Source organism: Streptomyces sp. NPDC048590, assembly GCF_043199535.1.
Classification (GTDB): domain Bacteria; phylum Actinomycetota; class Actinomycetes; order Streptomycetales; family Streptomycetaceae; genus Streptomyces.
Window position 1 is genome coordinate 338960 of the sequence record NZ_JBICWC010000004.1, and the last position, 23377, is coordinate 362336.

Sequence of the window (23377 nt, forward strand, 5' to 3'; positions counted from 1 at the left end):
AGCGTACGACGGGGCGGTCCGTGCGGTGGGTCCTACTCGGCGGTGTCGGCCGCCTTGACCAGCGCGTCCTTGGTGACCGCTCCGACGTAGACCGTGCCGTCGTCCGTCAGCAGCGCGTTGACCAGGCGGGTCTTGAAGACGGTGCCGGTACCGAAGTCGCCGGTCACCTTGGAGCCGAAGACGTCGAGCAGCTGCTGCGCCTGCGCGGGCACGTCCCCGGAGCCCGCGGCGGGCATCCCGGAACCACCCGGCAGCTTGATCTCGGCGACGGCGTTCCACCCCTCACCGATGACGTCCAGGCCCTTGAAGCCCTCCAGCTCGCCGAGGTCCTTCCGGGCCTCGCCCTCGTCCGCCTTCAGCTCGTCCGCCTCGGTCACCTCGGCACCCTTGGGCGGGGTGAAGGAGAAGGAGGACGCGGCGGGCTTCGCGAAGTCCACCTGGGTGAAGCCCGCGTCGACCACGGCCTTGCCGCCGCTGCTCGGGGCGAGGGTGAACTTCAGCGGCACGCCGGTGGAGGCGTCGACCGCGACCGTGACGGAGCCGATCGTCGAGCCCGACTGCTTCGGCTCGATCACCAGCTTGTACGCGTCGCGCCCCGCCACCTGGGCCGTGCCACCGACGGTGACGGACGTGGTGTCGCCCGCGGCGGCGAGTGCCTGTTCGGCGAGGTCCTTCGGGGTGGCGGGCAGGCCCTCGGACTTGCCGCGCTCCCCGGCCTTCCCCTTGCTCCCGTGCTCGGAGCCCTGCGAGTGGTAGACCTCGTTGCTCTCGCTGTCGTATCCCCAGACGTCGTCGCCGTTGTGGACGAGGCTGTACTCGGAGCCCTCCCCGAGGATCGAGAGCCGCTGCCTGTCGGGGCCGTCGACCGCCACGCGGAGCGTGTGGGTGCCCGAGGCCAGTTCCATCAGCTTGGCGTCGGGCGAGGCGCCGGACGCGTCCTTCCCGGCGCCCGGAGCGAAGGAGCCCGCGAGCCCGCCGAACGACGGGATCCCGAGGTCGGTGCTGACCTTGACCGTGCCCGAGAGCTGCTCCTCGTCGGACGCGGCGATCTTCTCGATGAGTTCCTGTGCGGTGATCTCGGGCAGGTCCGGATCGCCGGAGTCCGCGAGTGCCGGAACGAGCCCGATCGTCGCCGCCGCCACTCCCGCCACCGCGAACGGGACGATGTAGCGGGCCTTCTTCCGGCGGCCCACGACAGTGCCCGTGGCCTCGCCGTTGGTCTCCGCGCTGTCGTTCGGTCCCATGTGTGCTCTACCTCCGTGGTCGGCGGCTGCCATCCCGTCGAGCGTGCCCACTCCCCGCCGCCATTCTCACCCGATGTGGTCAGGAGTGGTTACTGACCATCTGACCAAATCGGGCGAGTACAAGCGTCAGCCCCCGGGAGCAACTGCGTGTACCTCTCCGGGATGACCTGGCGGGCGCACGGGGCCCGGAGCCCTTAGGGGCTGTACGGGGCTCACCCGGACGGCCGGGGCCGCAGGCGGGGGGGGGTGTCAGCCGGCCCGGTGCACCACGGCGTCGCAGAGCTCTTCGAGCGCGGCCTTGGCGTAGCACTCGGGGAGCGGCGCCAGAGCGGCCCGCGCCTCCTGGGCGTAGCGCACGGTGTCGCGGCGGGCCTGTTCGAGCGCCGGATGGGCGCGCAGCCGGCGCAGCGCCTCGGCGAGGACGGCGTCGTCGCCGAGGTCGCCGTCCAGCAGCTCCACGAGCTCCTTGTCCTCCGGACGGCCCTCGGCGGCGGCCCGGGCGCGGAGGTGGAGGACCGGCAGGGTGGGGATGCCCTCGCGCAGGTCCGTGCCGGGCGTCTTGCCCGACTCGTGGGTGTCGGAGGCGATGTCCAGGACGTCGTCGGCGAGCTGGAAGGCGATGCCGAGGCGTTCGCCGTACTGGGTGAGGATGTCGACGACGGCCTCGTCGGCGCCCGCCATCAGGGCACCGAACCGCCCTGACACGGCGACGAGCGAGCCGGTCTTCCCGCTCAGCACGTCCATGTAGTGGTCGACCGGGTCGCGTCCGTCACGCGGGCCCGCGGTCTCCAGGATCTGTCCGGTGACCAGGCGCTCGAAGGCCTCCGCCTGGATGCGGACGGCTTCCGGCCCGAGGTCGGCCAGGATGTGCGAGGCGCGGGCGAAGAGGAAGTCGCCCGTCAGGACGGCGACGGAGTTGCCCCAGCGGGTGTTGGCGCTGTCCACGCCGCGGCGCACGTCCGCCTCGTCCATCACGTCGTCGTGGTACAGGGTCGCCAGGTGGGTGAGCTCGACGACCACGGCGGAGGGCACGACCCCGGGGGCGTCGGGGTCGCCGAACTGGGCCGCGAGCATCACCAGCAGTGGCCTGAAACGCTTGCCCCCCGCGCTCACGAGGTGCTGCGCGGCCTCCGTGATGAACGGGACCTCGCTCTTGGTGGCATCCAGGAGCCCCGCCTCGACAGCGGCCAAACCGGCCTGGACATCGGCCTCAAGTGCCTGGTCCCGCACGCTCAGCCCGAACGGCCCGACGACGGTCACGAGGGGATCTCCTGTCTGCTGACGATCACACGGAATGTCGATGTGTCGTTGTCCTCACTCAACTCAGCGTATCCGGTCCCCTTTGGATCACCGTGGGCGCCTTCCCGCCACCGCCGGTATGTTCGGCATCAGCTCATACGATCAGGAGTTTTCGCTTTGTCCCACACCACGACCGGCACCGAACCGGCACAGCCACCGCCCGAGGACGACCGCGCGTTCTTCGGTCAGCCGCGGGGTCTGATGACCCTGTCGGGACTGGAGGTATGGGAGCGGTTCTCCTTCCTCGGCATGCAGGCCATCCTCGTCCTGTACTTCGCGGACACCGTCGCCAACGGCGGCCTGGCCATGGACCCCGGCACCGCCGCGTCGGTCTCGGCCGCCTACGGCACCCTCGTCTACCTCGTCTCCGTGGCGGGCGGCTGGCTGGCCGACCGCATTCTGGGGTCGTACCGCGCCGTCCTGTACGGCGGCATCCTCATCGCCTGCGGCCACTACGCCATGGCCGTCCCCACCGCCACGATGACCTGGGTGGGACTGGGGCTGATCAGCGCCGGCACAGGCCTGCTCAAGCCCAACGTGGCCTCCATGGTCGGCAAGCTCTACCGCACCGAGGACGAGCGCCGCGACGCCGGCTTCGCCCTCTACTACATGGCCATCAACATCGGCGCCTTCGCCGGTCCGCTGATCACCGGCTGGCTCGGCGACCACGCGAGCTGGCACTGGGGTTTCTCGGCCGCCGCATTCGGCATGACGCTCGGCCTGATCCAGTACGTCCTGGGCCGGCGTCACCTGGCCGGGCGAAAGCACGCCGCCGAATTCGCACTCGCCCCGGCGGCGATGCGCCGGGCCGTGCTGATGATCGTGGCCGGAGCGGTGCTGGTCGCCGTGGTGGCCACCGCCCTGGCCCTGGCGGGCTGGCTCACGATGGACCGCTTCGTCGACGTACTCACCGTCATCTCGGTGATCGCGCCCGTCGTCTACTTCGCCGTGATGTTCAGGAGCCCCCGGGTGACCTCCGAGGAGCGCGGCAGGCTACGCCCGTACGTCGTGCTCTTCCTGGCCTCGGTCGTCTTCAACTTCATCCTCTTCCAGGCCTACTCGACGATGATGCTGCTGGCGTCGACCAACGCCCGCACCGAGATCTTCGGCTTCCACTTCCCCGCGAGCTGGTACGCCTCCGCCCTCGGCGCCTTCGAGGTCGCGCTGGCGCCCGTGGTGGCGGCGGTCTGGGCCCGGATGGGGCCCCGGCAGCCGCACGCGTCCAACAAGATCGCGATCGGGGTGATCCTCGGCGGTCTGTCCTTCCTCCTGATGGTCCTGCCGACCTCCGGGCACGCCGGCGACAGCTACAAGATGGCCGCCTGGTGGATCGTCGGTTCCTATCTGCTGCTCGGTCTCGGCGACATCCTCCTGGAGACCTCCGGGATGTCAGCCACCACCAAGCTCGCCCCCAAGGCGTTCGCGAGCCAGACGATGGCCCTCTGGTTCCTGTCGCTGGCCCTCGCCAACGGCATCCAGGCACAGATCGTGAAGCTCTACGGCGAGGTGTCCAACCCCGCCTACTTCGGTGTCAACGGCGCAATCGCGGTGGTGGCCGGTGTGGCCGTCATCGCAGCCGCCCCCTGGCTCAAGCGCACGATGCACCCCGTCCACTGAGGTTCCCCCCATGCACATCCGCACCGAATTCCCCTACGAGACCACCTACGAGGACCTCTACATCCCGCTGGCCGGGGGCACCCAGCTGTACGCCCGGATCTGGCGGCCGGTCACCGACGAGCCGGTGCCCGCTCTCCTCGAGTACCTGCCCTACCGGCTGAGCGACTGGACGGCGCCGCGCGACTGGCAGCGCCACCCCTGGTACGCCGGACACGGCTACGCCTCCGTCCGGGTCGACGTCCGCGGCCACGGCAACAGCGAGGGCATGCCGGGCGACGAGTACGACGCGACGGAGCTGGCCGACGGGGTCGCCGTCGTGCACTGGCTGGCCCAGCAGGAGTGGTGCTCGGGGAGGGTCGGCATGTTCGGCATCTCCTGGGGCGGCTTCAACTCGCTCCAGATCGCGGCACTCGCGCCGGAGCCCCTGAAGGCGATCGTCACCGTCTGCTCGGCCGACGACCGCTACGACAACGACGTCCACTACATGGGCGGCTCCGTGCTCGGCGTGGACATGCACGCCTGGGCCTCCACCATGCTGGCCTTCGTCTCCCGCCCTCCGGACCCCGCGGACGTCGGCGACGACTGGCGGGACATGTGGCTGCGGCGGCTGGAGAAGGTGGAGCCCTTCATCCACACCTGGCTGGGCCACCAGACGCGGGACGACTACTGGAAGCACGGCAGCGTCTGCGAGGACTACGGCGCGATCAAGGCGAAGGTCCTGGCGGTCGGCGGCTGGCACGACCCGTACCGCGACACCGTCCTGCGGCTTGTCGAGCATCTCGACCCCGGGCAGGTCCGCGGCCTGATCGGCCCCTGGTCCCACCAGTACCCGGACCGCGGCCTCCCGCCCGGCCCCGCGATCGGCTTCCTCCAGGAGACGCTCCGCTGGTGGGACCAGCACCTCAAGGACGAGGACACCGGGGTGATGAACGAGCCGCTGCTCCGCTCCTGGATCAGCGGGTCGCACCGCCCCGCCACCGTCTACGAGACCCTGCCGGGCCGCTGGGTCGGCGACGCGAGCTGGCCCTCCGAGAACGTCGCCCCGGTGACGTACGCCCTGGCGGGCGGGGCCCAGACCGTCGACTCGCCCCAGCAGACCGGGCTGGACGCCGGACGGTTCTTCCCGTTCGGCAACGACGCCGACCTCCCTCCGGACCAGCGGGACGAGGACGCCAAGTCGGTGTGCTTCGAGTTCCCGGTGGAGGACGCCCCGATCGAGATCCTCGGACGCCCCCGGGTCACGCTCCGCGTCAGGATGGACGTACCGCGCGGCCAGGCGATCGCCCGTCTCTGCGACGTCGCCCCGGACGGTTCCTCCACGCTGGTGACCAGGGGCGCCCTGAACCTGGCCGCCCGCCACGGCCGCGACCGGTCCGAGGACTGGCCCGTCGGGGAGACCGAGGACGTCAGCTTCGAACTGAACGGCATCGGGCACACCTTCCCTCCCGGCCACCGCATCAGACTGGCGGTCTCGTCCTCCTACTGGCCGTGGATCTGGCCTCAGGCGGGTTCCGCCGGCTTCACCCTCCAGGCGGACGGCAGCTTCCTCGAACTCCCGGCGCGCCGGCACACCGAGGACCCCTCGATCACCTTCGGCGAGCCGGAGCAGGCGGAGCCGCTGGGCGTCGTCTTCCCCGAGACCCTCGACGAGCAGCGTCCGGAACGCCTGGTGGTGCGCGACGTCGCCAAGGGAGAGTGGCGGCTGGAGGTCGATCCGCGCTACGGCGGCACCCGGGTCTACCCGGACGGGCTGGAGTTCACCGAGGACGCGCTGGAGACGTACACCATCCAGCAGGACGACCCGCTCTCGGCCAGGGCGCGTTCGGACTGGACGATCCGGCTGCACCGGCCGGAGATGTCCTGGGACGTACGGGTGGAGACCCGGTCGGAGACCAGTGCGGACGCCGACGACTTCATCACCTCCAACGAGGTCGTCTGCAAGGACGGGTCGGAGATCGTCTTCCATCGGACCTGGGAGAAGCGGATCCCGCGGACGGCGGGCTGACCGGACGAGGAGAGCGGGAGCGACCTGGGGCATCGCGTAACTTTCCGGGCATCACGACGACTTGAGGCACTGCCGCCGGAGATCGGCGCCGACGTAACGTGTCCTCAAGCCACCTGGAAAGCGAGGCAGCAACAGATGCCCGAGCAGAGCAGTCCGCTCGATCTGGCCGAGGGCGACCCCTTCGGTCCGCACAACCTTCCGTACGGCGTGTTCTCCACCCCGGAGCAGCCTGCGGACCGCAGGGTCGGCGTCCGCGTCGGCGACCACGTACTGGACGCCGGCGCGGCCGCCCACGCGCTGGGCTCGCCCTACGCGCAACTGCTGGCCCAGCCCAGCCTGATGCCGCTCCTTGCGGCGGGCCGTACCGCCTGGAGCGACGTGCGGCGTGCCCTGACCGCGTGGGTGACGGTCCCGGCGCACCGCCCCGACATAGAGCCGCTGCTGCACCCCCTCGACTCGGTCACCCTGCACCTGCCGTACGAGGTCGCCGACTACGTCGACTTCTACGCCAGCGAGCACCACGCCACCAACGTGGGGAAGATCTTCCGCCCCGACGGAGACGCCCTCACCCCCAACTGGAAGCACCTGCCGATCGGTTACCACGGCCGGGCCGGCACCGTCGTGGTGTCCGGCACGGACGTGGTGCGCCCCTCCGGCCAGCGCAAGGCGCCCACCGACCCGGCCCCCGTCTTCGGGCCGTCGGTGAAGCTGGACATCGAGGCCGAGGTCGGCTTCGTCGTGGGCGTCCCGTCGGAGCAGGGCTCCCCGGTGGCGCTGGGCGACTTCCGTGAGCACGTCTTCGGGCTCTGCCTGCTCAACGACTGGTCGGCACGGGACATCCAGGCCTGGGAGTACGTGCCGCTGGGCCCCTTCCTCGGCAAGTCCTTCGCGACCTCGGTATCCGCGTGGGTGACCCCGCTGGAGGCCCTGGACCAGGCCCGCACGGCCCCGCCGGCCCGGGACTTCCCTCTGCTGCCCTACTTGGACGACTCCGAGGCGGAGGAGCAGGGCGGCTTCGACCTCCGGATCTCGGTGGCCATCAACGGGGAGACGGTCGCCGAGCCGCCGTTCTCGTCGATGTACTGGACGGCCGCCCAGCAGCTGGCGCAGATGACGGTGAACGGAGCCTCGCTGCGCACCGGCGACCTGTACGGATCGGGCACGGTCAGCGGCCCGGAGCCCGCCCAGCGCGGCTCCCTGCTGGAACTCACCTGGAACGGCCGCGACCCGCTGGAACTCCCCGACGGCAAGCGGACCTTCCTGGAGGACGGCGACACCGTCACCCTGACCGCCTGGGCACCGGGACCGCACGGCACCCGGGTCGGGCTGGGCGAGGTCACGGGCCGGATCACGGCAGCGTACTGACGCCTCGGTGCCGGTGCGGCGGCATTCGCGGCCGCACCGGTGCTGCGACCACGCGGGGCACATGGTCAGCGACACGGGAGACGTTCACACGTTCGGGGGTCTCCTCCCGATTTCTGCCGATACGCTGAACAGGCCCGCGAGGCTTCGTCCCATGGGAGCACTGATGAGCAGCGAACCCGAGGCCCCCGAGCCGAGGTGGCCGGTCCCGCCCGTGGGCGGCTGGACCGCCGATGACCTGGACACACTCCCGAATCTGCCTCCGCACACGGAGCTGATCGACGGGAGCCTGGTTTTCGTGAGTCCGCAGACGCTGTTCCATTCACGGGCGGTCGACTTCTTCAACTGGCAGTTGCAGTCACTCGCGCCTACCGAGCTGGAGGTGGTGCGCGAGTTCACCATCGACATCGACCGTTACAACCGGCCCGAGCCGGATGTGATCATCGTGAACGGCGAGGTCATCCAGGACCCGGAGCAGACCCGCTTCCCCGCCGAGTCGGTGCGGCTGGCCATCGAGGTCGTCTCTCCGGAATCCCGGTCGAGGGACCGGGAGACCAAGCCGGTGAAGTACGCCCGCGCGAAGATCCCGCACTTCTGGCGGGTGGAGAACCACGACGGCCGCGCCGTCGTCTACGTCTTCGAGCTGGAACCCGCAACCGGGGCGTACACCTCCACCGGCATCTTCCACGACCGCATGAAGGTGTCCGTGCCGTTCGACATCGATCTGGACCTCACCGCCATCACGGCACGGCGCCGGGGCGCCGAGACCCCGTGAGCTCCTGACTCACTCGAACTCGGGCGGCTCCTCGTCCCAGCCGAACTCCGCGTCACCGCCCGCGCTCTCGGAGGCGGGCGCCGCCTCCCGCGCGGCGGCGGTCTCCTGTCCGGCGCCCGGGCCGGCGGCCGCGCCCAGCACCTCCAGCACCCCCTCGCCGTAGGTCGCGAGCTTCTTCTCGCCGAGGCCGCTGACCCCGCCCAGCTCCCCGAGGGTCGACGGATGCAGGGTGGCGATCTCCCGCAGGGTCGCGTCGTGGAAGATCACATACGCCGGGACGCCCTGCTCCTTCGCGGTCGCCCCGCGCCACGCCCGCAGCGCCTCGAAGACCGGGACGGCGGACTCCGGCAGATCGGCCACGGCCGCCTTGCCCTTGCCTCCCTTGGCGGTGGACGCGGACCGGGACGTCGGCCGCTTCGGCTCCTTGCGGAGCAGCACCTCGCGCTCCCGGCCGAGCACCGAGCCGCTCTCCTCGGTCAGCACCAGCGTGCCGTACTCACCCTCGACGGCCAGCAGCCCCTGCGCCAGCAGCTGACGCACCACACCCCGCCACTCGGCCTCCGAAAGCTCCTCGCCGATGCCGAAGACCGAGAGCTGGTCGTGGTCGAACTGGATGGTCTTGGCGGTCTTGCGGCCCAGCAGGATGTCGATGATCTGGCCCGCGCCGAACTTCTGGTTCCGTTCGCGCTTCAGCCGGACCACCGTCGACAGCAGCTTCTGGGAGACGATCGTGCCGTCCCAGGTCTCGGGCGGGGTCAGGCAGGTGTCGCAGTTGCCGCAGGCCTGCTCGGCCGGTTCCTGGCCGAAGTACGTCAGCAGCTGTGCGCGGCGGCAGCGGACGGTCTCGCAGAGCGCCAGCATCGAGTCGAGGTGCGAGGCGGCGCGGCGGCGGAAGGCCTCGTCGCCCTCCCCGCCCTGGATCAGCTTGCGCTGCTGGACGACGTCCTGGAGGCCGTACGCCATCCAGGCCGTGGACGGCGCACCGTCGCGGCCGGCGCGGCCGGTCTCCTGGTAGTACCCCTCGACCGACTTCGGCAGATCCAGGTGGGCGACGAAGCGGACGTCGGGCTTGTCGATGCCCATGCCGAACGCGATGGTCGCGACGACGACCAGGCCCTCCTCCCGCAGGAACCGCGCCTGGTGCGCGGCGCGCGTCGGGGCGTCGAGGCCCGCGTGGTACGGCACCGCCTCGATGCCGTGGCGGACGAGGTACTCGGCGGTCTTCTCCGTCGAATTGCGCGAGAGGCAGTAGACGATGCCGGCGTCCCCCGCGTGTTCCTCCTGGAGGAAGGTGAGGAGCTGCTTCTTCGGGTCGGCCTTCGGCACGATGCGGTACTGGATGTTCGGCCGGTCGAAGCTGGCCACGAAGTGCCTGGCCTCGGGCATGGCGAGGCGTTGGGTGATCTCCCGGTGCGTGGCGTCGGTGGCCGTCGCCGTCAGCGCGATACGCGGTACGTCCGGCCAGCGCTCGCCCAGCACGGACAGGGCGAGGTAGTCCGGGCGGAAGTCGTGGCCCCACTGGGCCACGCAGTGCGCCTCGTCGATGGCGAAGACGGAGATCTCGCCCCTGGCCAGCAGGGAGAGTGTCGAGTCCAGGCGCAGCCGCTCGGGCGCCAGATAGAGGATGTCGAGCTCGCCCGCGAGGAACTGGGCCTCCATCGAGCGGCGCTCGTCGAAGTCCTGCGTGGAGTTCATGAAGCCCGCGCGGACACCGAGCGCCCGCAGGGCGTCCACCTGGTCCTGCATGAGGGCGATCAGCGGGGAGACCACGACGCCCGTGCCCGGCCTGACCAGGGCGGGGATCTGGTAGCAGAGGGACTTCCCGCCGCCGGTGGGCATGAGGACGACGGCGTCACCGCCGCCGACGACGTGCTCGATGACCGCGCCCTGCTCGCCGCGGAACGCCTCGTACCCGAACACCCGGTGCAGCGTCTGCTGCGCAGCGCTCTCGCTGGTCACACTCATGGTCGCGCCCGTCCGTCCGACTTCACCCGTCACCGCAACCATAGGCGCCGGGTACGACAACGCCGGACGGGCTTGACTTTCCGGGGCCCGTCCGGCGTGCGTACCGCTCCCTGCGAGGGTTACCGCACGAAGACCCCCGCCTGGCTCGCCAGGTCGAGGAAGTACTGGGGCGCGAGGCCCAGCACCAGGGTCGCGGCGACCCCCACCGCGATGGTGGTCATCGTCAGCGGGGACGGGACGGCGACCGTGGGGCCGTCCGCCTTCGGCTCGCTGAAGAACATCAGGACGATGACCCGGATGTAGAAGAACGCGGCGATCGCCGACGAGATCACACCGACGATCACCAGTCCGCTCGCACCCCCGTCCGCCGCCGCCTTGAAGACGGCGAACTTCCCGGAGAAGCCGGAGGTGAGCGGGATGCCGGCGAAGGAGAGCAGGAACACCGCGAAGACCGCCGCGGTCAGCGGCGAGCGGCGGCCCAGCCCCGCCCACTTCGACAGGTGCGTCGCCTCTCCGCCCGCGTCCCGCACCAGGGTGACCACGGCGAAGGCACCGACGGTCACGAAGGAGTACACGGCCAGGTAGAAGAGGACGGACGAGATGCCCTCGGGGCTGGCCGCGATCACCCCGGCCAGGATGAAGCCGGCGTGCGCGATCGAGGAGTAGGCCAGCAGCCGCTTGATGTCGGTCTGGGTGATCGCGACGACCGCCCCGCCCAGCATCGTGACGATCGCGACGCCCCACATGACGGGACGCAGGTCCCAGGTGAGCCCCGGCAGCACCACGTACAGCAGGCGCAGCAGGGCTCCGAAGGCCGCGACCTTCGTCGCGGCGGCCATGAAACCGGTGACCGGGGTCGGGGCGCCCTGGTAGACGTCCGGGGTCCACATGTGGAAGGGGACGGCACCGACCTTGAAGAGCAGGCCCATGAGGATCATCGCGCCGCCGATGAGCAGCAGCGCGTCGTTGCCCATGGTGTCGGCGAGCGCCGGGTCGATCTGCTGGACGCTGCCGTCGACGACGTTCGCGATGCCGGCGTACGAGACGGTGCCCGCGTAGCCGTAGAGCAGGGCGATCCCGAAGAGCAGGAAGGCCGAGGAGAACGCCCCGAGCAGGAAGTACTTCACCGCGGCCTCCTGCGACATCAGCCGCTTGCGGCGGGCGACGGCGCAGAGGAGATAGAGCGGCAGCGAGAAGACCTCCAGAGCCACGAACAGCGTCAGCAGGTCGTTGGCCGCGGGGAAGACGAGCATGCCCGCCACCGAGAAGAGGGCCAGCGGGAAGACCTCGGTCGTGGTGAACCCGGCCTTGACCGCGGCCTTCTCACTGTCGCTGCCGGGGACGGCCCCGGCCTGGGCGGCGAAGGAGTCGACCTTGTTGCCGTGCGAGACCGGGTCGAGCCGGCGCTCCGCGAAGGTGAAGACGGAGACCATCGAGACCAGCAGGATGGTGCCCTGCAGGAACAGCGCCGGTCCGTCCACGGCGACCGCGCCCATCGCGGCGATGTGGGCGTTCTTCGTGGCGTACCCGTCGGCGGCGAGCCCGATCACCGCGGCGAACGCGGCCGCGATCGCGACTACCGTCAGGAACACCTGGGTGGTGTAGCGGGCCCGTCGCGGTACGAAGGCCTCCACCAGGATCCCGAGGACGGCGGCGCCCACCACGATGAGGACGGGGGCCAGCTGGGCGTATTCGATGGTCGGGGCGGTGAACCTGTCGCCCGGGGCGGCCGTCACCACCCCGCCCGCCGTCGTCCACAGGCTGTGGACAGCTGTTGCGCTCACTTGGCGGCCTCCACCTCGGGCTGGGGGTCCTTCTTCTGTACGTCCTGCATGGTGTGCTTGACCGCCGGGTTGACGACCTCGGTGAGCGGCTTCGGGAAGACGCCCAGGAAGATCAGTACGGCGATCAGCGGGAGGGCCACCGCCAGCTCACGGACCCTTAGGTCGGGCATGCCGCTGACGCTCTCCTTGACCGGGCCCGTCATCGTCCGCTGGTACAGGACGAGCACGTAGAGCGCGGCCAGCACGATGCCGGTGGTGGCGATGATCCCCGCCACCGGGTAGGCGCTGAACGCGCCGACCAGGACCAGGAACTCGCTGACGAACGGTGCGAGACCGGGCAGCGAGAGGGTGGCGAGGCCGCCGATCAGGAAGGTGCCCGCCAGGACCGGTGCCACCTTCTGCACCCCGCCGTAGTCGGCGATGAGCCGGGAGCCGCGCCGGGTGATCAGGAACCCGGCGACCAGCATCAGCGCGGCCGTCGAGATCCCGTGGTTGACCATGTAGAGCGTGGCACCGGACTGGCCCTGGCTGGTCATCGCGAAGATCCCGAGCACGATGAAGCCGAAGTGCGAGATCGACGCGTAGGCGATGAGCCTCTTGATGTCCCGCTGGCCCACCGCGAGCAGCGCCCCGTAGACGATGGAGACCAGCGCCAGGACGATGATCACCGGGGTCGCCCACTTGCTGGCCTCGGGGAAGAGCTGGAGGCAGAAGCGGAGCATCGCGAAGGTGCCGACCTTGTCGACGACCGCGGTGATGAGCACCGCCACCGGGGTGGTCGCCTCGCCCATCGCGTTGGGCAGCCAGGTGTGCAGCGGCCAGAGCGGGGCCTTCACCGCGAAGGCGAAGAAGAAGCCCAGGAAGAGCCACCGCTCGGTGGAGGTCGCCATGTCCAGCGAGCCGTTGGCCCGGGCCTCGGCGATCTCGGAGAGGGAGAAGCTCCCCGCGACGACGTACAGCCCGATGACGGCGGCCAGCATGATCAGCCCGCCCACCAGGTTGTAGAGCAGGAACTTCACCGCCGCGTAGCTGCGCTGCGCCGCGGCGTTCTCGTCGCTGCCGGAGTGCGCCCGGTCCCCGAAGCCGCCGATGAGGAAGTACATCGGGATGAGCATGGCTTCGAAGAGGATGTAGAAGAGGAACACGTCGGTGGCGACGAACGACATGATCACCATGGCCTCGACCATGAGGATCAGGGCGAAGAAGCCCTGGGTGGGACGCCAGCGCGTGGAGTGCGTCTCCAGGGGATCGGCGTCGTGCCAGCCGGCCAGGATCACGAAGGGGATCAGCAGCGCGGTGAGCGCCAGGAGCGCCACCCCGATGCCGTCGACGCCGAGCTCGTACCGGACGCCGAAGTCCTTGATCCAGGCGTGCGACTCGGTGAGCTGGTAGCGGTCGCCGCCCGGTTCGAAGCGGGCGAAGACGACGCCGGCCAGGACGAGCGTGGCCAGGGACACCACCAGCGCGAGCCACTTGGCCGCGGTGCGCCGTGCGGCCGGGACGGCCGCCGTGGCGATCGCGCCGACCGCCGGGAGGACCGCGGTCGCTGTCAGGAGGGGAAAGGACATGGGATCAGACCGCCCTCATCAGCAGGGTCGCGGCGATGAGGACCGCCGCACCGCCGAACATCGAGACCGCGTAGGAGCGGGCGTAGCCGTTCTGCAGCCTGCGCAGCCGGCCGGAGAGCCCGCCCATCGAGGCGGCCGTGCCGTTGACGACACCGTCGACCAGGGAGTGGTCGACGTAGACCAGGGAGCGGGTGAGGTGCTCGCCGCCGCGTACCAGGACCACGTGGTTGAAGTCGTCCTGGAGGAGGTCGCGGCGGGCCGCCCTGGTGAGCAGGGAGCCGCGCGGGGCGACGGCCGGGACGGGCCTGCGCCCGTACATGGCCCAGGCGATGGCCACACCGATCACCAGCACCACCATGGTGGCGGCGGTGACCGTGGTGGCGCTGACCGGGGCGTGCCCGTGGTCGTGTCCGGTGACGGGCTCCAGCCAGTGCAGGAAGCGGTCGCCGACGGAGAAGAAGCCTCCCGCGAAGACCGACCCGAAGGCCAGCACGATCATCGGGATCGTCATGGACTTCGGCGACTCGTGCGGGTGCGGCTCATGGCCTTCGGCGTCGGGCTGCCAGCGCTTCTCGCCGAAGAAGGTCATCAGCATCACGCGCGTCATGTAGAACGCGGTGATCGCGGCGCCCAGCAGGGCGACCGAACCGAGGATCCAGCCCTCGGTACCGCCCTTGGCGAAGGCCGCCTCGATGATCTTGTCCTTGGAGAAGAAGCCGGACAGGCCGGGGAAGCCGATGATGGCGAGGTACCCGAGGCCGAAGGTCACGAAGGTGACCGGCATGTACTTCCGCAGGCCGCCGTACCTCCGCATGTCGACCTCGTCGTTCATGCCGTGCATGACCGAACCGGCTCCGAGGAAGAGCCCGGCCTTGAAGAAGCCGTGCGTCACCAGGTGCATGATCGCGAAGACGTAGCCGATGGGGCCGAGGCCCGCCGCGAGGACCATGTAGCCGATCTGCGACATCGTCGATCCGGCGAGAGCCTTCTTGATGTCGTCCTTGGCGCAACCGACGATCGCACCGAAGATCAGCGTGACCGCGCCGACGATCGCGACGACCAGCTGCGCGTCGGGCGCCGCGTTGAAGATCGCGCCCGAGCGGACGATGAGGTACACACCCGCGGTGACCATGGTGGCGGCGTGGATGAGGGCGGAGACCGGGGTCGGGCCCTCCATCGCGTCACCGAGCCAGGACTGCAGCGGCACCTGGGCCGACTTGCCGCAGGCCGCGAGGAGCAGCATCAGGCCGATAGCGGTGAGCTTGCCCTCGCTGGTGTCCCCCGTCGCCTCCAGCACCGGCCCGAAGGCGAACGTGCCGAAGGTGGTGAACATCAGCATGATGGCGATGGACAGGCCCATGTCGCCGACCCGGTTGACCAGGAAGGCCTTCTTGGCGGCGGTGGCCGCGCTGGGCTTGTGCTGCCAGAAGCCGATGAGCAGGTACGAGGCCAGGCCCACGCCCTCCCACCCGACGTAGAGCAGAAGGTAGTTGTCGGCGATGACCAGGATCAGCATCGCCGCGAGGAAGAGGTTCAGATAGCCGAAGAACCGGCGGCGGCGCTCGTCGTGCTCCATGTAACCGATGGAGTAGATGTGGATCAGCGTGCCCACACCCGTGATCAGCAGGACGAACGTCATCGACAACTGGTCCAGCTGGAAGGCCACGTCGGCCTGGAACCCCTCGACGGGGATCCAGCTGAACAGCTTCTGGTGCAGGGCCCGGTCCTCGGCGCCCTTGCCCAGCATGTCGGTGAAGAGCACCACGCCGACGACGAACGAGGCGGCGGCGAGCAGCGTGCCGATCCAGTGTCCGCTCCGGTCCAGCCGGCGGCCGCCGCAGAGCAGGACCGCCGCTCCGAGCAGGGGCGCCGCGACCAGCAGCGCAATCAGGTTTTCCACGATTCCGACCCCTTACAGCTTCATCAGGCTGGCGTCGTCGACCGAGGCCGAGTGGCGGGAGCGGAACAGCGACACGATGATCGCGAGCCCGATGACGACCTCGGCGGCGGCGACGACCATCGTGAAGAAGGCGATGATCTGGCCGTCGAGATTGCCGTGCATCCGGGAGAAGGCGACGAGCGTGAGGTTGCAGGCGTTGAGCATCAGCTCGATGCACATGAACACCACGATCGCGTTCCGCCTGATCAGGACGCCGGAGGCGCCGATCGTGAACAAAAGGGCCGCGAGGTAGAGGTAGTTGACCGGATTCACTTGGCGACCTCCTCCTCTTCTTCCGCGTGGTCACGGTCTGGTCCGCGGTCCCTGCCGAGCCGCTCCGCCGAGCGCTGTTCCAGCGCCTTGAGACCGGCGAGCGACTCGCTGGAGACGTCGCGGATCTGGCCGCGCCGCCGCAGGGTCCCCATGACGGTGAGCTCGGACGGGGTGCCGTCCGGCAGCAGGCCCGCGATGTCCACGGCGTTGTGCCGGGCGTAGACGCCGGGGGCTGGCAGCGGCGGGACGTGGCTGCTGCGCACCCGCTCGGTGGAGAGCTCGCGCTGCGTCCTGGCGCGTTCGGTGCGCTCGCGGTGGGTGAGCAGCATCGCCCCGACGGTCGCCGTGATCAGCAGGGCGCCGGTGATCTCGAAGGCGAAGACGTACTTGGTGAAGATGAGGTTGGCGAGCCCCTCGACGTTGCCGCCGTGCTGGGCGTTGGCGGCGCCGAGGCCGTTGAAGGAACTGATCGACGCCTGCCCGATACCGGCGATCAGCAGGATGCCGAAGCCGAGTCCGCAGGCGGCGGCCAGCCAGCGCTGACCCTTGAGGGTCTCCTTCAGCGAGTCCGCGGCGGTGACGCCGACGAGCATGACCACGAAGAGGAACAGCATCATGATCGCGCCGGTGTAGACGACGACCTGGACGATGCCGAGGAAGTAGGCGCCGTTGGCGAGGTAGAAGACCGCCAGCACGATCATGGTGCCGGCGAGCGACAGCGCGCTGTGCACCGCCTTCTTCATCAGGACCGTGGAGAGCGCCCCGATGACGGCGACGGTGCCGAGGATCCAGAACTGGACGGCCTCACCGGTCGACGTGGCGGTGGCCGCCGCGGCCAGGGTGGCGTTCACGCGTCCACCTCCTTGTCCGCTTCTCCCTTGGAGACCGCGGTCTGACGCTCGGTGCCGGGGGCGGCCTCGGTGACCAGTCCCCGGTAGTAGTCCTGCTCGTCCATGCCGGGGAAGATCGCGTGCGGGCTGTCGACCATGCCTTCCTCCAGCCCCGCGAGCAGCTCGTCCTTGGTGTAGATGAGGCTCTCGCGGGTGGTGTTGGCCAGCTCGAACTCGTTGGTCATCGTGAGTGCCCGGGTGGGGCACGCCTCGATGCAGAGCCCGCACAGGATGCAGCGCGCGTAGTTGATCTGGTAGACGCGGCCGTAGCGCTCCCCGGGGGAGTAGCGCTCCTCGTCGGTGTTGTCCGCGCCCTCGACGTAGATCGCGTCGGCCGGACACGCCCAGGCGCACAGCTCGCAGCCGACGCACTTCTCCAGCCCGTCCGGGTGGCGGTTGAGCTGGTGCCGGCCGTGGAAGCGCGGCGCCGTCACCTTCTGCGTCTCCGGGTACTGCTCGGTGAGCCGCTTCTTGAACATGGCCTTGAAGGTCACGCCGAAGCCGGCCACCGGGTTCTGGAACTTCTCCCCTGAGGGTTCCGATGACTCAGACACCGTCGGCCTCCCTTCCGTCACTCGCACTTCCGTCACTCACCAGATCGTCACTCCGAGTGTCCGGTCCGCCACTGACAACGAGCTCCCGCTCACGGCGCGGGGTGCGGCGCGGCACCGGCGGCAGGGTCTGCCCGGGCAGCGGCGGCACCGGGAATCCGCCCGCCATGGGGTCGAAGGCCGGCTCCGGTCCGGCGGCCTCCTCGGCCGCCTTGGCCTTCCGGTCCCGGAAGACGTCGGCGACGAAGGAAAGCAGCAGGACCGCGATCACGGCGCCGGCGACGTACAGCAGGATCCTGGAGTAGTCGTAGCCCTCGTTGTTCATCGCCCGGACGGTGGCGACCATCATCAGCCAGACCACCGAGACGGGGATCAGGACCTTCCAGCCGAGCTTCATCAGCTGGTCGTAGCGGACACGGGGCAGGGTGCCCCGCAGCCAGATGAAGAAGAAGAGGAGCAGCTGGACCTTGACGACGAACCAGAGCATCGGCCACCAGCCGTGGTTCGCGCCCTCCCAGAAGGTGCTGATCGGGTACGGGGCCCGCCAGCCGCCCAGGAACAGGGTCACGGAGACCGCGGAGACGGTGACCATGTTGACGTACTCCGCGAGCATGAACATCGCGAACTTGATCGAGGAGTACTCGGTGTTGAAGCCGCCGACCAGGTCGCCCTCGGACTCCGGCATGTCGAACGGGGCGCGGTTGGTCTCACCGACCATCGTGACGATGTAGATGATGAAGGAGACCGGCAGCAGCAGGACGAACCAGCGGTCCTGCTGCGCCGCCACGATCTCCGAGGTCGACATCGAGCCCGAGAAGAGGAACACCGAGGCGAACGCCGCGCCCATCGCGATCTCGTAGCTGATCATCTGGGCGCAGGAGCGCAGGCCACCGAGCAGGGGGTACGTCGATCCGGAGGACCAGCCGGCCAGCACGATGCCGTAGATGCCGACGGACGCCACCGCGAGGATGTACAGCATCGCGATCGGCAGGTCGGTCAGCTGCATCGTCGTCCGGTGGCCGAAGACCGAGACCTCGTTGCCGGCCGGACCGAACGGGATCACCGCGATGGCCATGAAGGCCGGGGCGGCCGCGACGATCGGCGCCAGGATGTAGACGACCTTGTCGGCCCGCTTGACGACGACGTCTTCCTTGAGCATGAGTTTCACGCCGTCGGCGAGCGACTGGAGCATGCCCCAGGGGCCGTGCCGGTTGGGGCCGATGCGCAGCTGCATCCAGGCGACGACCTTGCGCTCCCACACGATGGAGAAGAGCACGGTCACCATCAGGAACGCGAAGCAGAACACCGCCTTGACGACGACGAGCCACCAGGGGTCCGTGCCGAACATCGAGAGGTCCTCGGCTGCGAGGACGGTCTCCCGGGGTGCGGCGGCGAGTTGGGCGAGGCCGGTCACTCTCCTACCTCCGTTGTCACGACGTGCGAGCCGGGGGCGGCCGGACCGATCCGGACGAGTCCGCCGGGCTGTGCTCCGGTGTCGGCGTGGACGCCGCGGCCGACGGAGTCGAGCGGGACCCATACGACCCGGTCCGGCATCTCGGTGACCATCAGCGGGAGTTCGGTGGTGCCGGCGGGTCCGGTGACGGCGAGCAGGTCGCCGTCCTTCACTCCGGACTCGGCGGCGGTCACCGGGGAGAGCCGGGCGACCGCGGCGTGCCGGGTGCCGGCCAGCGCCTCGTCGCCCTCCTGGAGCCTGCCCCGGTCGAGCAGCATCCGGTGGCCCGCGAGGACTGCCTCGCCGTCACCGGGCCGGGGCACCGGACGGGACGCGGCCCGCGGGTCCTCGGCGTGCGAGCCCTCCCAGCCGGCCAGGCGGTCGAGCTCGCGGCGGGCCGAGCGCAGGTCGGGCAGCGCCAGGTGGACGTCGAGCGCGTCCGCCAGCATGTGCAGCACCCGCGCGTCGGTCGGGCAGAGCGTCCTCGGCATCTGCTCGGGCTTCAGCGCGGCTTCGAACATCCGCGCCCTGCCTTCCCAGTTGAGGAAGGTGCCGGCCTTCTCGGCGACGGCCGCCACCGGGAGCACCACGTCGGCGCGCTCGGTGACCGCGCCGGGCCGCAGCTCCAGCGAGACCAGGAACCCGACCTCGTCCAGCGCCCGCAGCGCGGCCGCCGGGTCGGGCAGGTCCTCGGGGTCGACGCCCGCCACGAGCAGCGCGCCCAGTTCGCCGGTGGCCGCGGCCTCCACGATCTGGCCTGTGTCGCGGCCGAAGCGCGAGGGGAGTTCGGCGACGCCCCACAAGGACGCCACCTCCTCGCGGGCCCGCGGGTCGGTCGCCGGTCGGCCGCCGGGCAGCAGCGATGGGATCGCGCCCGCCTCGATCGCGCCGCGCTCGCCCGCCCTGCGGGGGATCCACACGAGGGAGGCGCCGGTCGCGGCGGCGGTGCGTACGGCGGCGGTCAGACCGCCGGGCACCGCTGCAAGCCGCTCGCCCACCACGATCACGGTGTGCTCGCCGCGCAGCGCCTCGGCCGCGACGGCGCCGTCACCCTCCAGGCCGACCCCGCCCGCGAGGGCGTCGAGCCATTCGGTCTCGGTCCCGGGTGCGGCGGGGAGCAGGGTGCCGCCCGCCTTCTCCAGACCGCGGCTCGCGTGCGAGGCGAGCGCGAACGTCCGCTGGCCGTGCTTTCGGTGGGCCTTGCGCAGCCTCAGGAAGACGCCGGGCGCCTCCTCCTCCGACTCGAACCCGGCGAGCAGGACGGCCGTGGCCTTCTCGAGCGAGGTGTAGGTGACCCCGCTGGAGTCCAGGTCGCGTCCGCGCCCCGCCACCCGCGCGGCAAGGAAGTCGGCCTCCTCGGCGCTGTGGACCCTGGCCCGGAAGTCGATGTCGTTGGTGGCGAGGGCGACCCGCGCGAACTTGCTGTACGCGTAGGCGTCCTCGACGGTCAGCCGCCCACCGGTGAGGACACCGGTCCTGCCGCGCGCGGCGGAGAGCCCGGTGGCCGCCGCCTCCAGCGCCTCGGGCCAGCTCGCCGGCTCCAGCACGCCGTCCGCGTTGCGCACCAGCGGCGTGGTGAGCCGGTCGCGCTGCTGGGCGTAGCGGAAGCCGAAGCGGCCCTTGTCGCAGAGCCACTCCTCGTTGACCTCAGGGTCGTTGGCGGCGAGCCGCCGCATGACCTTGCCGCGCCGGTGGTCGGTCCTGGTGGCGCAGCCGCCGGCGCAGTGCTCGCACACGGAGGGCGTCGACACCAGGTCGAACGGCCGGGAGCGGAAGCGGTACGCCGCCGAGGTCAGCGCTCCGACGGGACAGATCTGGATGGTGTTCCCGGAGAAGTACGACTCGAAGGGGTCACCCTCGCCGGTGCCGACCTGCTGGAGCGCGCCGCGCTCGATCAGCTCGATCATCGGGTCGCCGGCCACCTGGTTGGAGAACCGGGTGCAGCGGGCGCAGAGCACGCAGCGCTCGCGGTCCAGCAGCACCTGGGTGGAGATGGGGACGGGCTTCTCGAAGGTGCGCTTCTTCCCGTCGAAGCGGGAGTCGGCGCCGCCGTGCGACATCGCCTGGTTCTGGAGGGGGCACTCGCCGCCCTTGTCGCAGACCGGGCAGTCCAGCGGGTGGTTGATGAGCAGGAGCTCCATCACCCCCTTCTGCGCCTTCTCCGCGACCGGCGACGTGATCTGCGACTTCACGACCATGCCGTCGGTGCAGGTGATGGTGCAGGAGGCCATCGGCTTGCGCTGGCCCTCGACCTCGACGATGCACTGCCGGCAGGCGCCGGCCGGGTCGAGGAGCGGGTGGTCGCAGAAGCGCGGGATCTCGATGCCGAGGAGTTCGGCGGCCCGGATGACCAGGGTGCCCTTGGGCACGCTGATCTCGATGCCGTCGATCGTGAGCGTGACGAGGTCCTCGGGCGGAACGGCCGCCTCGCCGCCCCCGGAGGGCGCACTCGTGGTGACTGTCATGCGTTCACCCCCCGGTGAGAGTTCTTGTCGTCCTTGTCGTCGGCCCAGAGCGTCGACCTGGCGGGGTCGAAGGGGCATCCCTGGCCGGTGATGTGCTGCTCGTACTCCTCGCGGAAGTACTTCAGCGAGGAGAAGATCGGTGAGGCGGCGCCGTCACCGAGGGCGCAGAACGACTTGCCGTTGATGTTGTCGGCGATGTCGTTCAGCTTGTCCAGGTCGGCCATCTGTCCCTTGCCCGCCTCGATGTCGCGGAGCAGCTGGACCAGCCAGTAGGTGCCTTCGCGGCACGGGGTGCACTTGCCGCAGGACTCGTGGGCGTAGAACTCGGTCCAGCGGGTGACCGCGCGGACCACACAGGTGGTCTCGTCGAAGCACTGGAGCGCCTTCGTGCCGAGCATCGAGCCGGCGGCGCCGACGCCCTCGTAGTCCAGGGGGACGTCGAGGTGTTCGTCGGTGAACATCGGGGTGGAGGAGCCGCCCGGCGTCCAGAACTTGAGGCGGTGCCCCTCGCGGATGCCGCCGCTCATGTCGAGCAGCTGGCGCAGGGTGATGCCGAGCGGTGCCTCGTACTGGCCGGGGCTGGTGACGTGGCCGCTGAGCGAGTACAGCGTGAAGCCCGGGGACTTCTCGCTGCCCATCGACTTGAACCAGTCCTTGCCCCTGTTGAGGATCGCGGGAACCGAGGCGATGGACTCGACGTTGTTCACCACGGTGGGGCAGGCGTACAGACCGGCGACCGCGGGGAAGGGGGGCCGCAGCCGGGGCTGGCCGCGCCGTCCTTCGAGCGAGTCGAGCAGCGCGGTCTCCTCACCGCAGATGTACGCTCCGGCGCCCGCGTGGACGGTGAGTTCCAGGTCAAGTCCGGAGCCCAGGACGTCCTTCCCCAGGTAGCCCGCCTCGTAGGCCTCGCGCACGGCTTCGTGGAGCCTGCGCAGTACGGGGACGACCTCGCCGCGCAGGTAGATGAAGGCGTGCGAGGAGCGGATCGCGTAGCAGGCGATCACGATGCCCTCGATGAGGCTGTGCGGGTTGGCGAAGAGGAGCGGGATGTCCTTGCAGGTGCCGGGCTCCGACTCGTCGGCGTTGACGACGAGGTAGTGCGGTTTGCCGTCGCCCTGCGGGATGAACTGCCACTTCATCCCGGTCGGGAATCCGGCTCCTCCGCGCCCGCGCAGACCGGAGTCCTTGACGTACGCGATGAGGTCGTCGGGTGCCATGGCCAGGGCCTTGCGCAGCCCTTCGTAGCCGTCGTGGCGGCGGTAGGTGTCCAGCGTCCAGGACTCGGGTTCGTCCCAGAAGGAGGAGAGGACCGGTGAGAGGAGCTTCTCGGGGCTCGTCCCGTTCTGATCGATCTCGGTCGCCAAGGTCATCACTCCCCCTCCTCGGCTGCGGGTCCGGCCGGGTTGTCCGGGTCGGAGGCGGCGGTCTGCTGCGGTGCGTCATGGGAGCTGAGGTGTTCGGCGCCCTTCTGCGGCCGGTCGCCGGGGGCCTCGCCCCTCGGTCCGACCACCCGGGCGTGCGGCGCGGCCTCGCCCTTGGCGAGCTTCAGCCCGATCAGGGAGGCGGCACCCGCGCCGCCGCTCGCCTCGACGGCGCCGGGGCGCGCGTCGGGGAAGCCGGCGAGGATCCGGGACGTCTCCTTGAAGTCGCACAGCGGGGCGCCCCGGGTGGGCTCCACGGTGCGGCCGGCGATCAGGTCGTCGACGAGCCGGGTCGCGCTCTCGGGGGTCTGGTTGTCGAAGAACTCCCAGTTCACCATCACGACGGGCGCGAAGTCGCAGGCCGCGTTGCACTCGATGTGTTCGAGCGTGACCTTGCCGTCCTCGGTGGTCTCGCCGTTGCCGACGTCCAGGTGCTCCTTGAGCCGGTCGAAGATGGCGTCGCCGCCCATGACCGCGCACAGGGTGTTGGTGCAGACGCCGACCTGGTAGTCGCCGCTCGGCCTGCGCCGGTACATGGAGTAGAAGGTGGCGACCGCGGTGACCTCGGCGGTGGTGAGGCCGAGCTGGTCCGCGCAGAAGGCCATGCCGGTGCGCGAGACGTGTCCCTCCTCCGCCTGCACCAGGTGCAGCAGCGGCAGCAGCGCGGAACGGCTGCCCGGGTAGCGGGCGATCACCTCCTTCGCGTCGGCGTCGAGCCGGGCGAGGACGTCGTCCGGGTAGGCGGGGGCGGGGAGCTGCGGCATCC

Annotated in this window: 17 protein-coding genes; 4 read left to right on the forward strand and 13 right to left on the reverse strand. The window is 70.2% G+C overall.

Translation table 11 applies throughout. The annotated features are described in order from the left end of the window. Nucleotides 1-32: 32 nt before the first annotated feature. Nucleotides 33-1244, reverse strand: coding sequence for an outer membrane lipoprotein carrier protein LolA (locus ACGFNN_RS13820; RefSeq protein ID WP_393555577.1), 1212 nt, complete (start codon nt 1242-1244; stop codon nt 33-35). A 249-nt stretch (nt 1245-1493) separates the two neighbouring features. Continuing rightward, entirely contained in the window at nt 1494-2504 is a 1011-nt protein-coding gene (locus ACGFNN_RS13825) for a polyprenyl synthetase family protein (RefSeq protein ID WP_393555579.1), read from the reverse strand. Nucleotides 2505-2660: 156 nt separating this feature from the next. Between ACGFNN_RS13825 and ACGFNN_RS13830 the strand changes: the two genes are divergently transcribed. From ACGFNN_RS13830 to ACGFNN_RS13845, 4 genes are all read left to right on the forward strand, one after another. Beyond that, nucleotides 2661-4160, forward strand: a complete 1500-nt coding sequence (locus ACGFNN_RS13830) for a peptide MFS transporter (protein WP_393555581.1) — start codon at nt 2661-2663, stop codon at nt 4158-4160. 10 nt (nt 4161-4170) lie between these two features. Further along, nucleotides 4171-6165 carry a CocE/NonD family hydrolase gene (locus ACGFNN_RS13835; protein WP_393555583.1) on the forward strand — a complete coding sequence of 665 codons (1995 nt, stop codon included), beginning with the start codon at nt 4171-4173 and terminating at the stop codon, nt 6163-6165. 135 nt (nt 6166-6300) lie between these two features. Next, nucleotides 6301-7530, forward strand: coding sequence for a fumarylacetoacetase (gene fahA, locus ACGFNN_RS13840; protein ID WP_393555584.1), 1230 nt, complete (start codon nt 6301-6303; stop codon nt 7528-7530). A 163-nt stretch (nt 7531-7693) separates the two neighbouring features. Further along, nucleotides 7694-8302 carry a Uma2 family endonuclease gene (locus tag ACGFNN_RS13845; protein WP_393555586.1) on the forward strand — a complete coding sequence of 203 codons (609 nt, stop codon included), beginning with the start codon at nt 7694-7696 and terminating at the stop codon, nt 8300-8302. Nucleotides 8303-8311: 9 nt separating this feature from the next. On the opposite strand, the gene recQ is transcribed toward ACGFNN_RS13845, so the two are convergent. The 11 genes from recQ to nuoE form a co-directional block, all read right to left on the reverse strand. Further along, the gene (gene recQ, locus ACGFNN_RS13850; RefSeq protein ID WP_393555588.1) at nt 8312-10267 is read right to left on the reverse strand and encodes a DNA helicase RecQ; all 1956 of its coding nucleotides are present in this window, start codon (nt 10265-10267) and stop codon (nt 8312-8314) included. 119 nt (nt 10268-10386) lie between these two features. Continuing rightward, entirely contained in the window at nt 10387-12051 is a 1665-nt protein-coding gene (gene nuoN / locus ACGFNN_RS13855; RefSeq protein WP_365528416.1) for an NADH-quinone oxidoreductase subunit NuoN, read from the reverse strand. Next, a complete protein-coding gene (locus ACGFNN_RS13860; protein ID WP_393555590.1) occupies nt 12048-13619 on the reverse strand; it encodes an NADH-quinone oxidoreductase subunit M in 1572 nt (523 codons plus the stop codon). Before ACGFNN_RS13860 ends, nuoN begins: the two co-directional genes overlap by 4 nt. A 4-nt stretch (nt 13620-13623) precedes the next feature. Then, nucleotides 13624-15519, reverse strand: a complete 1896-nt coding sequence (nuoL, locus tag ACGFNN_RS13865) for an NADH-quinone oxidoreductase subunit L (RefSeq protein ID WP_362540932.1) — start codon at nt 15517-15519, stop codon at nt 13624-13626. A gap of 12 nt (nt 15520-15531) precedes the next feature. Further along, on the reverse strand, nt 15532-15831 hold the full coding sequence (gene nuoK / locus ACGFNN_RS13870; RefSeq protein ID WP_099173920.1) for an NADH-quinone oxidoreductase subunit NuoK: 300 nt from the start codon (nt 15829-15831) through the stop codon (nt 15532-15534). Next, nucleotides 15828-16682: an NADH-quinone oxidoreductase subunit J gene (locus ACGFNN_RS13875; protein ID WP_393555592.1), complete on the reverse strand. Its 855-nt coding sequence runs from the start codon at nt 16680-16682 to the stop codon at nt 15828-15830. The genes nuoK and ACGFNN_RS13875 overlap by 4 nt, the downstream gene beginning before the upstream one ends. Then, on the reverse strand, nt 16679-17275 hold the full coding sequence (gene nuoI / locus ACGFNN_RS13880) for an NADH-quinone oxidoreductase subunit NuoI (protein ID WP_267074203.1): 597 nt from the start codon (nt 17273-17275) through the stop codon (nt 16679-16681). The genes ACGFNN_RS13875 and nuoI overlap by 4 nt, the downstream gene beginning before the upstream one ends. Continuing rightward, nucleotides 17268-18686, reverse strand: a complete 1419-nt coding sequence (gene nuoH, locus ACGFNN_RS13885) for an NADH-quinone oxidoreductase subunit NuoH (RefSeq protein ID WP_393555594.1) — start codon at nt 18684-18686, stop codon at nt 17268-17270. The genes nuoI and nuoH overlap by 8 nt, the downstream gene beginning before the upstream one ends. Next, nucleotides 18683-21190 carry an NADH-quinone oxidoreductase subunit G gene (locus ACGFNN_RS13890; protein WP_393555596.1) on the reverse strand — a complete coding sequence of 836 codons (2508 nt, stop codon included), beginning with the start codon at nt 21188-21190 and terminating at the stop codon, nt 18683-18685. The genes nuoH and ACGFNN_RS13890 overlap by 4 nt, the downstream gene beginning before the upstream one ends. Then, nucleotides 21187-22560, reverse strand: a complete 1374-nt coding sequence (nuoF, locus tag ACGFNN_RS13895; RefSeq protein ID WP_393555598.1) for an NADH-quinone oxidoreductase subunit NuoF — start codon at nt 22558-22560, stop codon at nt 21187-21189. Before nuoF ends, ACGFNN_RS13890 begins: the two co-directional genes overlap by 4 nt. Next, nucleotides 22560-23375, reverse strand: coding sequence for an NADH-quinone oxidoreductase subunit NuoE (nuoE, locus tag ACGFNN_RS13900; protein ID WP_393555600.1), 816 nt, complete (start codon nt 23373-23375; stop codon nt 22560-22562). Before nuoE ends, nuoF begins: the two co-directional genes overlap by 1 nt. Between the last annotated feature and the right edge of the window lie 2 nt (nt 23376-23377).

What these genes read in the sequence shown, in the direction of transcription:
- ACGFNN_RS13860 (WP_393555590.1), bottom strand. Translation starts at nt 13,619, where the DNA reads ATGTCCTTTCCCCTCCTGACAGCGACCGCGGTCCTCCCGGCGGTCGGC.
- ACGFNN_RS13890 (WP_393555596.1), bottom strand. Translation starts at nt 21,190, where the DNA reads ATGACAGTCACCACGAGTGCGCCCTCCGGGGGCGGCGAGGCGGCCGTT.
- ACGFNN_RS13845 (WP_393555586.1), top strand. Translation starts at nt 7,694, where the DNA reads ATGAGCAGCGAACCCGAGGCCCCCGAGCCGAGGTGGCCGGTCCCGCCC.
- fahA (WP_393555584.1), top strand. Translation starts at nt 6,301, where the DNA reads ATGCCCGAGCAGAGCAGTCCGCTCGATCTGGCCGAGGGCGACCCCTTC.
- ACGFNN_RS13820 (WP_393555577.1), bottom strand. Translation starts at nt 1,244, where the DNA reads ATGGGACCGAACGACAGCGCGGAGACCAACGGCGAGGCCACGGGCACT.
- ACGFNN_RS13835 (WP_393555583.1), top strand. Translation starts at nt 4,171, where the DNA reads ATGCACATCCGCACCGAATTCCCCTACGAGACCACCTACGAGGACCTC.
- recQ (WP_393555588.1), bottom strand. Translation starts at nt 10,267, where the DNA reads ATGAGTGTGACCAGCGAGAGCGCTGCGCAGCAGACGCTGCACCGGGTG.
- nuoF (WP_393555598.1), bottom strand. Translation starts at nt 22,560, where the DNA reads ATGACCTTGGCGACCGAGATCGATCAGAACGGGACGAGCCCCGAGAAG.
- nuoE (WP_393555600.1), bottom strand. Translation starts at nt 23,375, where the DNA reads ATGCCGCAGCTCCCCGCCCCCGCCTACCCGGACGACGTCCTCGCCCGG.